This window comes from Rhizobium metallidurans, assembly GCF_014196505.1.
Classification (GTDB): domain Bacteria; phylum Pseudomonadota; class Alphaproteobacteria; order Rhizobiales; family Rhizobiaceae; genus Rhizobium; species Rhizobium metallidurans.
On sequence record NZ_JACIDW010000046.1, the window covers coordinates 1 to 8,991 of the forward strand.

The window sequence follows — 8,991 nt, forward strand, 5'->3', positions numbered from 1 at the left end:
GGGAGGGCAAAGCCCGCCGCCTAGCAAGTTTTCACGTGCATACCGGCGTGCGGAGGTTGCGCCGGCTTTCATCTCAAAGGAGGAACAGGATGAAAAAACTATCTGCAGGTATGGTTCTTGCCGCGACGCTGGCGGTTGCCGGCCAGGCAATGGCCTTCGAGCCGACGCGCCCGGTGGAATTCGTGGTGGCGTCCGGCCCCGGCGGCGGCACCGACAACTTCGCCCGCACCATTCAGTCGATCATCACCAAGCGCAATCTGATGAGCAAGCCGATGGTCATTCTCAACAAGGGCGGCGGTAGCGGCGCGGAGGCGTTTCTCTACGCCAAGAAGAACGAGGGCGACGCCAACAAGCTCTATTTCGGCACCAACAACGCCTATCTCCTGCCCCGCGTTGCCAAGATGGCCTATTCGATGAAGGATCTGCAGCCGGTTTCCGCGCTCGCCTTCGACGAATTCCTGATCTGGGTGAAGGCTGATTCCGCGTACAAGACGCCGAAAGAGCTGATCGATGCCGGCAAGGCGGAACCCGGCAAGGTGGCGTTCGCCGGCAGCCAGTCCAAGGACACCGACGAAACCCTGGTCGCCCTGATCAAGCAGACGACGGGCGCCAAGTTCAAGTACCTGCCGTTCAACGGCGGCGGCGAGGTCGGCGTTCAGCTGGCCGGCGGCCATGTCGCGGCCAACGTCAACAACCCGAACGAAAACCTCGGCCAGTGGCAGGCGGGCGCCGTCAAGCCGCTCTGCGTCTTCTCGCCGACGCCGATGGCCAAGGGCGAACCGGTCTATGACGGCAAGGGCTGGGGCGACATTCCGACCTGCGTTTCGCAGGGCGTTCCGATCGATAACTACAAGATGCCGCGCACGGTCTGGGCCGCCGCCGGCACGCCACCCGATGCCATCGCCTACTATGCCGAGGTGATGAAGAAGGTCAGCGAAACCCCGGAATGGGCCGACTACATCAAGAAGACATCGCAGACCGGCGACTATCTCGGCCCGGACAAGCTGCAGGAGTTCATTTCCAGCAGCGAAACGAACGCCGTGAAGGTGTTCAAGGAAGAAGGCTGGCTGGTTCAGTAATCGCGCGGCGAAGCATCAAGCGCCAACGGGTCCGGCAGCTTCTGCCGGACCCTTCGACGAAGGAAAGCGATCATGCATATCAAGCGCCTCCATATGGAGATCATCACCGCCAGCTGCCTGGCGATCGTCGGCGTACTCGGCGCGAGCGGCGCCCTGGAGCTCGGCGTCGCCTGGGGTGATTCAGGCCCGAAGCCCGGCTATTTTCCCTTCTATGTCGGCCTGATCGTGGCTGCGGCCGGCATCGGCTGCGCCATCCAGGCACTCATCAAGGCGAAGAGCTCGGAACAGCAGGAGACATTCCTGGAGTCCGAGCAAACGCTGCGGCTCCTCTCCTTCTTCCTGCCGATGGCGGCCTATGTCGTCGTGACCATCTTCCTCGGCTTCTACGTCGCGACCACACTCTACCTGTTCTACGTCGCCTGGCGGCAGGGCAAGTACAAGCCACATATGGCGCTGCTTGTCGGTGTCGTCTTCTCGATCGTTCTCTATCTGGTTTTCGAGACCGCCTTCCAGGTGCCGCTGCACAAGGGACCGCTCGAAGACATGCTCGGCATCTATTAAGGAAGGCGGCGCATTCCAATGGCCAATTTCGAACTGCTCATGCAAGGCTTCGGCATCGCGCTGACCCCCACCCATATCCTGCTGATGGTGGTCGGCGTCCTGCTTGGCCTCATCGTCGGCGTTCTGCCGGGTCTCGGCGCGCCGAACGGCGTGTCGCTCCTGATCCCGCTGACATTCTCGATGGATCCTGTTTCGGCCATCATCCTGCTGGCATCGATGTACTGGGGAGCGCTGTTCGGCGGCTCCACGACCTCCATCCTGTTCAATATACCGGGGGAGCCGAGTTCGGTTGCAACGACATTCGACGGCTATCCCCTCGCCCGGACCGGACAATCGACCCGGGCGCTCACCTTCGCCTTCGTGTCCGCCGGCATGGGCGCTCTGATCGGCGTCATCGTCATTACGCTTCTGTCGTCCTGGGCCGCCAATTTCGCCCTGAGATTCGGCGCACCGGAATATTTCGCCGTCTATTTCCTCGCCTTCTGCGCCTTCATCGGCATGGGCAGCGCCGCGCCGCTGAAGACGGTCGTGTCGCTCGGGCTTGGCCTTCTGCTTTCGACCGTGGGCATGGATACCGTGACCGGGTCGCTCCGCCTGACCTTCGGCTTCGACGAACTGATCAGCGGCATCAGCTTCCTCGTCGTCGTCATCGGCCTGTTCGGCATCGGCGAACTGCTTGCGACCGTGCAGGACGGCCTGCGTTTTCGCGGCGTCTCGTCCCGCATCGATCCGCGCGACGTGTTCAAGACGATCTGCGAAATGCCGCGATACTATGCAACGGTGATCCGCTCGGCTCTGGTCGGCATCTGGATGGGCATCACGCCCGGCGGCCCGACCGCGGCGTCGTTCATGAGCTACGGCCTTGCCCGGCAATGGTCGAAGCCCGGCGCCAAGTTCGGCACCGGCCGTCCGGAAGGCATCATCGCGCCCGAGACCGCCGACCACTCCGCCGGCACCTGCGCCATGCTGCCGATGCTGGCGCTCGGCGTGCCGAGTTCGGCGACGGCGGCCGTCATGATGGGCGGCCTGATGATCTGGGGCCTGACACCCGGCCCGATGCTGTTCACCACCAAGCCCGATTTCGTCTGGGGCCTGATCGCCAGCATGTATGTGGCCAACATCGTCGGCGTGATCCTCGTGCTCCTCACCGTGCCGATGTTCGCCGCCCTGCTGCGCATCCCGTTCACCATCATCGGCCCGATGATCATCGCCATCTGCTTCGTCGGCGGATACACGGTCGCGAACTCGACCTTCGACCTGTGGGTCGTGCTGATCTTCGGGGTCGTCGGCTTCATCTTCAACAAGCTGGAATTCCCGCTGGCGCCGCTGGTGCTCGCCATGGTGCTCGGCGACAAGGCGGAGGAGTCGTTCTATCAGTCGATGATCGTTTCGGATGGATCGCTTGGCGTGTTCTTCTCCAACTATCTCGTCGGCGGGATCATGGTGGTGGCGCTTGGCCTCCTCGTCGTGCCGCAGCTGTCCAAACTGATCTCCCATATCAAGCGACGCGAGAAGGTGGACTCGGCCGCCTGAGACCGGCTCCATTTTCACCGCCGACACGCCCGCGGGCACGCGAGGGAAACCCATGAATTACCATAGCTATTTCGGCACACAGGCCGAACCCGTGGAATGCTGCATCGTCGGTACCGGCGGCTTCGGCCGCAGCTTTCTCGCCCAGAGCCTGAAGACGCCGCTAATCAGCACCCGCGTCGCCGTCGACCTGAAGGCCGAGACCGCGGCGGATGTTCTGCGCGGCCTCGGCATCGACGCCGCCCGGATCGCCGTCTGCGCCACGGCGGACGAGACGAAGGCGGCCTGGGAGAAAGGCTTCTTCATCGCCGCCGGGGATATCGCCATCGTGCTCGGGCTTCCGGTCTCCGTCGTGGTCGAGGCGACCGGTCATCCGGAAGCCGGCGCCCGGCATTGCCGGCTGGCGATCGACGCCGGCAAGCATGTGGCGCTGGTTTCAAAGGAGGTCGACAGCGTCGTCGGCCCCGGCCTGTCGCTGCGCGCGCGTCAGAATAACGTGATCGTCACGCCTGTCGACGGCGACCAGCCGAGCCTACTGATGGGACTGATCACCTGGGCGGAAGTGCTGGGGCTCGACATCGTCGCCGCCGGCAAGGCCAGCGAATACGACTTCGTGTTCGACCCGGAAAATGAGACCCTGACATCGAACGGCAAAACTGCCGCCGTTCCCGGCTTCGGCGACTTGATCGAGCCGACGACTGCCGCCGTCACCGAGATCGCCGCCCGGCGCGGCGCGATCGCCGAGAGCTTTGCGCAGCGCGCCGTGCCTGATCTGTGCGAAATGACGCTGGTCGCCAATGCCAGCGGCTTCACCGTCGACCGGGCGGCCCTGCATGCGCCGATCGCCAGGATCACCGAGGTCGCCGACTTCTTCTCGCCGCGCGCCAGCGGCGGGCTGCTCGACACGCCGAGGAGCCTGGACGTCTTTCACTGCCTCAGGCTTCCCGGCGAGGTGAGCTTTGCCGGCGGCGTCTTCGTCACGGTCCGCTGCGACGATGCCGAGACCTGGGCGATGCTTGCCGAAAAAGGCCATGTCGTCAGCCGCAAGGGCGACGTCGCCATGCTCTACATCCCCCGCCATCTGCTGGGCGTCGAGGCGGCGACCAGCATTCTCGAAGTGGGCCTCAGGGGCGTTTCGAGCGGTGCCACGGAGCCGAAGCCCGTCATCGATCTCGTCGCTCACGCGGATGCCGACATCGCCGCCGGCACGGTGCTGACCGCAAGCGGCCACCACCATTCGATCGTTGACGTCTCCGCGCGGATGGTACCCGCAGCAAAGCTTGGCGACGACGTTCCGGTGCCTTTCTATCTCGCGGCAAACCGCAAGCTCAAAAGAGCGGTCAGGGCGGGTCGGCCGATCCTGTGCGGCGATGTCGAACTCGATGAAGCCTCCGAGCTGCTCAGCCTGCGCCGGCAGCAGGACAAGGCTTTCTTCTAAGGCGTGCCGCGATCCTTCGGATTCGCTCGTCACGTTTTAAGTCTTTGTTTTATCGCATGTCGGCGCAGCAAAACCGCTGCGCACTTTTGCGCGACATGCTCGAGGGCCGCCTGGTGATTTCCTATCTCATCGTCTGCGCCATCGGCTTCCTCGCAGGCTGCCTCGGCGGCATTGTCGGAACGGGCGCCAGCCTGATCCTTCTGCCGGTCCTGGTGCCGATGTTCGATCCGAGCCGGGCCATTCCGGTCATGGCAATCGCCGGGCTGATGGCGAACGCGGCGCGCGTCATGGCCTGGCACCGAGAGGTCGACTGGAAGGCGGTGCTTGCCTATGCGATCCCGGGCATTCCGGCCGCCTCGCTCGGCGCCATCAGCCTCGTCAACCTGCCGGCCGACATCAGCGGCACGCTGCTTGGCCTCTTCATCATGGCGCTGGTGCCGCTGCGGCGCTTTCTCAAGAAACAGAACCTGACGATCGGGCTGGCGGGGCTCGCGGTCGCCGGCGCTATCGTCGGCTTCCTGACCGGGCTATTCCTGTCGACCGGCCCGCTCAGCATCCCGGCCTTCCTCGCCTTCGGCCTGACCCGAGGCGCCTTCCTTTCCACGGAAGCGGCGCCATCGATCTTCGTCCAAGCCGCCAAGATCCTCACCTTCCGCGAAACCGGCGTGCTCACCGACGATCTCATGATCAACGGCCTCATCATCGGTTCCTCGCTGATGGCCGGCACCTTCTTCGCCAAGCGCTACGTCGTCAGCATGTCGGAAAAGACCTTCCGCATCATGATGGACGCCATCACGCTGGCATCCGGCCTGTGGCTGACGGGTGTGGGCTTGTTCGGGTAAGACAGCTGGCCGATCGTCTCGGCTCCCCGGACAGCGAAGAACCTTGACGAACCACCGTGGTTCAACCCACAATCACCCTGAACCAGCAGGAGTGAGATGCGATGGCTGCCTTTACCGTAAGGGTTTCCGAAGAAACCGCCAGCAAACTTGAAAAGATCGCGGAAAAGCGCGATCGCTCCCGCGCTTACATGGCAGCTCAGGCCATCGAGGATTATGTTGCCCGCGAGGAGTGGCAGTTGGCCGAGATCGAGGCAGGGCTCGCGGAGGCCAACCGCGGTGAGTTCGCGACAGACCAGGATGTGGCAAAGGTTATCAGCAAATACGTCAAATCCGCTGACCGATCATGAGCGGCAAGCGTATTCGCTGGACGGTAAGAGCGTTGCGCCGGCTCGATGAAATCGGCGGATATATCGAAAAGGACGACCCGGACGCGGCGGCGCGCGTCGTTGCCCGCATCGTTTCCGCCGTTGATATGCTTGAAGGCCTACCAGCATTAGGCCGGCCGGGACGCATCAACGGCACTCGTGAAGTTGTCTTGGCCGATGTCCCTTACATCATTGCCTATCGCGTTTCGCGCGACATAGAAATCATCACGATCATGCACGCGCATCAGCAATGGCCAAAGGCATTTTGACGATCCGCGCAACATAAGGCGGCAACGCCAATTTTCAGTCGGCACATATGCCAGAACGTCCGGACCGCGCGCGTCGCTCCGGACATAGGCGCTCCGTTCAACTCACCGTCCCTTGCCGATAAATCCGGCCACCAGCTGCGCCACCATGGCGAGCGAGACGGCGCCGGCGTCGGGGTGGCCGATGCTCTTTTCGGCGAGCGGGCGGGCGCGGCCGAGGCGTGGGGTCAGCGACGAGGTCGCCTTGGCGGCGGCATCCGCCGCGTTGGCGGCCGATGTCCAGGCGTCCAAAAGCGGCTTGCCAGCCGCGGCCTCCGCCTTCAGTGTTTCGACGAAGGGCACCAGCGCATCGACCAGCGTCTTGTCGCCGACGCGGGCGCGGCCGAGGCGGGTGACGCCGTCGAGCGCCAGCTGCGCACCTTCGGTGACGGCCTTGTCGTCGGGCGCTTCGCTATCGCTGAAGGCGTTGCTCCAGGAGCGCAGGAGCAGGCCCCAGATGGCGCCTGAGGTGCCGCCGGCGCGGTCGGCCCAGGCGTCGCCGCCGAGCGCCAGCGTGGTCTGCGCGCCGGCACCGGCGTCCACGGCCGCCGCCATCGCCTTCGCCGCGGCTTCGGCGCCGCGCCGCATGCCCTGCCCGTGGTCGCCATCGCCGGCGACGGCGTCGATGCGGCCGAGTTCGGCTTCCTGGTCCTTCAGCAGCGCGGCGATCTCGGCGAAGAGGTCGCGGATGCAGATGGCGGTGCGGCGCGAGATTTCGGTGGCAGCCGGAATGTTGGGCGCTGCTTCCTCATCCGCGATCGTGTCGGTGCGGAGATCGGCGGCGACGGTGCGGCCCTTGCGGAAGGCCGGCGCGTCGCAGGGTGCCGTCCAGTAGCGCTCCAGCTCATCCGTCAGCCAGGTCAGCGTCAGCGAGCAGCCCTGCATGTCGAGGCTGGTGACATATTCGCCGGCTTCCGGCTGAACCAGATCCAGGCCGGCGGCCTTCAGCTTCTTCTCGACCGCCGTCCACAGGACGAAGAGTTCTTCATACTTGGTCGAGCCGAGGCCGTTCAGCACGGCGGCGACGCGGGTGCAGTCGGCGGGCTTCTCGGCGAGCAGCTTGTCGGCCAGGAGGGCGGCGAGATCACTGGCGCTGGCGATGTCCTGTTCGCTGATGCCCGGCTCGCCATGGATGCCGAGGCCGAGCGCCATGCGGCCCTTGGGCACGGTAAACAGCGGCTCCCTGGCACCCGGCAGCGTGCAGCCGGCGAAGGCGACACCGAAGGAGACGGTGCGGTCGTTGGCAAGCCGCGCGACGCGCTCCACCTCGTCGAGCGAGAGCCCCGCCTCGGCGGCGGCACCGGCGATCTTGAAGACCACCAGGTCGCCGGCAATGCCGCGGCGCATGGCATGAGAGGCGGCCGGCGCGCTGGCGACGTCGTCGGTGACCGCGACGATGCGCACATCGATGCCCTCGGCGCGCAGCCGCTCGGCGGCGACGCCGAAGTTCAGGACATCGCCCGCATAATTGCCGAAGCCGAGAATGATGCCGCCGCCATGATGGGCGTGGCGGCAGACGCGCGCGACCGCCGCCGTCGACGGCGAGGCGAAGACGTCGCCGGCAACCGCGGCATCGGCCAGGCCGGGGCCGACATAGCCGGCGAAAGCGGGATAGTGGCCCGAGCCGCCGCCGACGACGACGGAGACCTTGCCCTTCGGCACGGTGGTGGCGCGCACGACGCCATTGGCGACCAGGCGCACATGGTTCGGGTAGATCCGGCAGAAGCCGGCGAGTGCGGTTGCGGCAAACTCTTCGGGAGCATCAAAGATCGTCGTCATGAAACGGTCCTCAGTTACGCGGCAGGATACGCCGGAGATAATCGCGGTTGGTGGCGCTGACGGAGAGACCGTCGCCGCCGTAATGCTCACAAAGGAAGGCGCTGGCGAAACCGTGCTCGAGCGCCAGTCTGATCGCCGTCCGGTAGTTGATCAGCCCGGATTCGAGCGGTACCGGATGGGTGGCGATGAGGCCGGCATGCTCATCCTCGATGCGCATGTAGTTCTTGACGTGCCAGTATTTCGCGTAGGGCGCAACCTTGGTCATCATCTGCAGCCAATGTTCGACCGGACGGTGGAGACGGATGAGATTGCCGAGATCGGCATTGATGCCGACATTGTCGAGCCCGACCTCCTCGACGAAGCGCACGGAACTGTCCGCCGTTCCAAGATAGGTGTCCTCGTACATTTCGAGCGAAACCTCGATCCCGAGTTCGGCGGCGTGGCGGCCAAGCTCCGAAATGCGGGCGACGGCCTTCTTCCAGATGGCGGGGTCGTCGGGGTTTTTCGCGCCCTGTTCGGTCCAGAACCAGAGGGCTTTCTTCTGCGTCTCCGTGAGCGGCTCGAAGAAGCCGAAGGACACGCTGGCGGCGCCGATTTCGGCGGCGGTGTCGATGACGCGGTGGCTGTAGGCCAGGTATTCGTCACCGCTGTCAGCGTCGATAACGCTGCGCCGGGAGCTGGAAATGGCCGGGATGGTCATGCCGTGCGAGGCGACGACGTCGAGAAATTCGGCGCGCCGCCCGGGCGAGAGATCGGCGACGCGCAGCCAGCTGTCGGTCGGGTCGATTTCGGTAAAGCCGGCATCGGCGACCTCGCCGACGGTCCGCGACCAGTCCTCGGCGCTCTGATCCTGAACCGAGCGGCCATCGGCCAGCATGTTCGGATACTGGATCATGGCTGCGGCGATCGGCCAGTTGTCGCGCGTCCATTTGCGGGTTGCGCCGGTCATTGCAATCCTCCCTTTTCTCCATCGGAAAGCCCGCATCCTCTCGCGGGCCTGATGCAGCCGGCGGCTACCCCGCCGGCTGCGAAATCATGTGGCTCTCTCGTCCCGTCCGATCAGGCGGCCTTGGCGGCCTGGCGCTTTTGCGA

At 64.9% G+C, this 8,991-nt stretch carries 9 protein-coding genes; 7 read left to right on the plus strand and 2 right to left on the minus strand.

Annotated features, from left to right (window positions below; all coding sequences use genetic code 11):
* Positions 1-89 precede the first annotated feature (89 nt).
* The 7 genes from GGQ67_RS24665 to GGQ67_RS24695 all read left to right on the plus strand — a co-directional run bounded on the left by GGQ67_RS24665 (position 90) and on the right by GGQ67_RS24695 (position 6,084).
* Positions 90-1,079 (plus strand): Bug family tripartite tricarboxylate transporter substrate binding protein, encoded by a 990-nt coding sequence (locus GGQ67_RS24665; protein WP_246400330.1) that lies wholly within the window; start codon positions 90-92, stop codon positions 1,077-1,079.
* 72 nt (positions 1,080-1,151) lie between these two features.
* Complete coding sequence (locus GGQ67_RS24670) at positions 1,152-1,640, plus strand: tripartite tricarboxylate transporter TctB family protein (RefSeq protein WP_183902746.1); 489 nt, start codon at positions 1,152-1,154, stop codon at positions 1,638-1,640.
* A gap of 18 nt (positions 1,641-1,658) precedes the next feature.
* Positions 1,659-3,173, plus strand: coding sequence for a tripartite tricarboxylate transporter permease (locus GGQ67_RS24675; protein ID WP_183902747.1), 1,515 nt, complete (start codon positions 1,659-1,661; stop codon positions 3,171-3,173).
* A 52-nt stretch (positions 3,174-3,225) separates the two neighbouring features.
* Positions 3,226-4,608, plus strand: coding sequence for an NAD(P)H-dependent oxidoreductase (locus GGQ67_RS24680; RefSeq protein WP_183902748.1), 1,383 nt, complete (start codon positions 3,226-3,228; stop codon positions 4,606-4,608).
* A gap of 113 nt (positions 4,609-4,721) precedes the next feature.
* On the plus strand, positions 4,722-5,450 hold the full coding sequence (locus GGQ67_RS24685; RefSeq protein WP_183902754.1) for a TSUP family transporter: 729 nt from the start codon (positions 4,722-4,724) through the stop codon (positions 5,448-5,450).
* A gap of 101 nt (positions 5,451-5,551) precedes the next feature.
* The gene (locus GGQ67_RS24690; protein WP_183902749.1) at positions 5,552-5,797 is read left to right on the plus strand and encodes a CopG family ribbon-helix-helix protein; all 246 of its coding nucleotides are present in this window, start codon (positions 5,552-5,554) and stop codon (positions 5,795-5,797) included.
* Positions 5,794-6,084 (plus strand): type II toxin-antitoxin system RelE/ParE family toxin, encoded by a 291-nt coding sequence (locus GGQ67_RS24695; RefSeq protein ID WP_183902750.1) that lies wholly within the window; start codon positions 5,794-5,796, stop codon positions 6,082-6,084. The genes GGQ67_RS24690 and GGQ67_RS24695 overlap by 4 nt, the downstream gene beginning before the upstream one ends.
* A 102-nt stretch (positions 6,085-6,186) precedes the next feature.
* On the opposite strand, the gene GGQ67_RS24700 is transcribed toward GGQ67_RS24695, so the two are convergent.
* Both GGQ67_RS24700 and GGQ67_RS24705 read right to left on the minus strand, forming a co-directional pair.
* Positions 6,187-7,899 carry a dihydroxyacetone kinase family protein gene (locus tag GGQ67_RS24700; RefSeq protein WP_183902751.1) on the minus strand — a complete coding sequence of 571 codons (1,713 nt, stop codon included), beginning with the start codon at positions 7,897-7,899 and terminating at the stop codon, positions 6,187-6,189.
* Between the two features lie 10 nt (positions 7,900-7,909).
* Positions 7,910-8,848, minus strand: a complete 939-nt coding sequence (locus GGQ67_RS24705) for a sugar phosphate isomerase/epimerase family protein (RefSeq protein ID WP_183902752.1) — start codon at positions 8,846-8,848, stop codon at positions 7,910-7,912.
* Positions 8,849-8,991 lie beyond the last annotated feature (143 nt).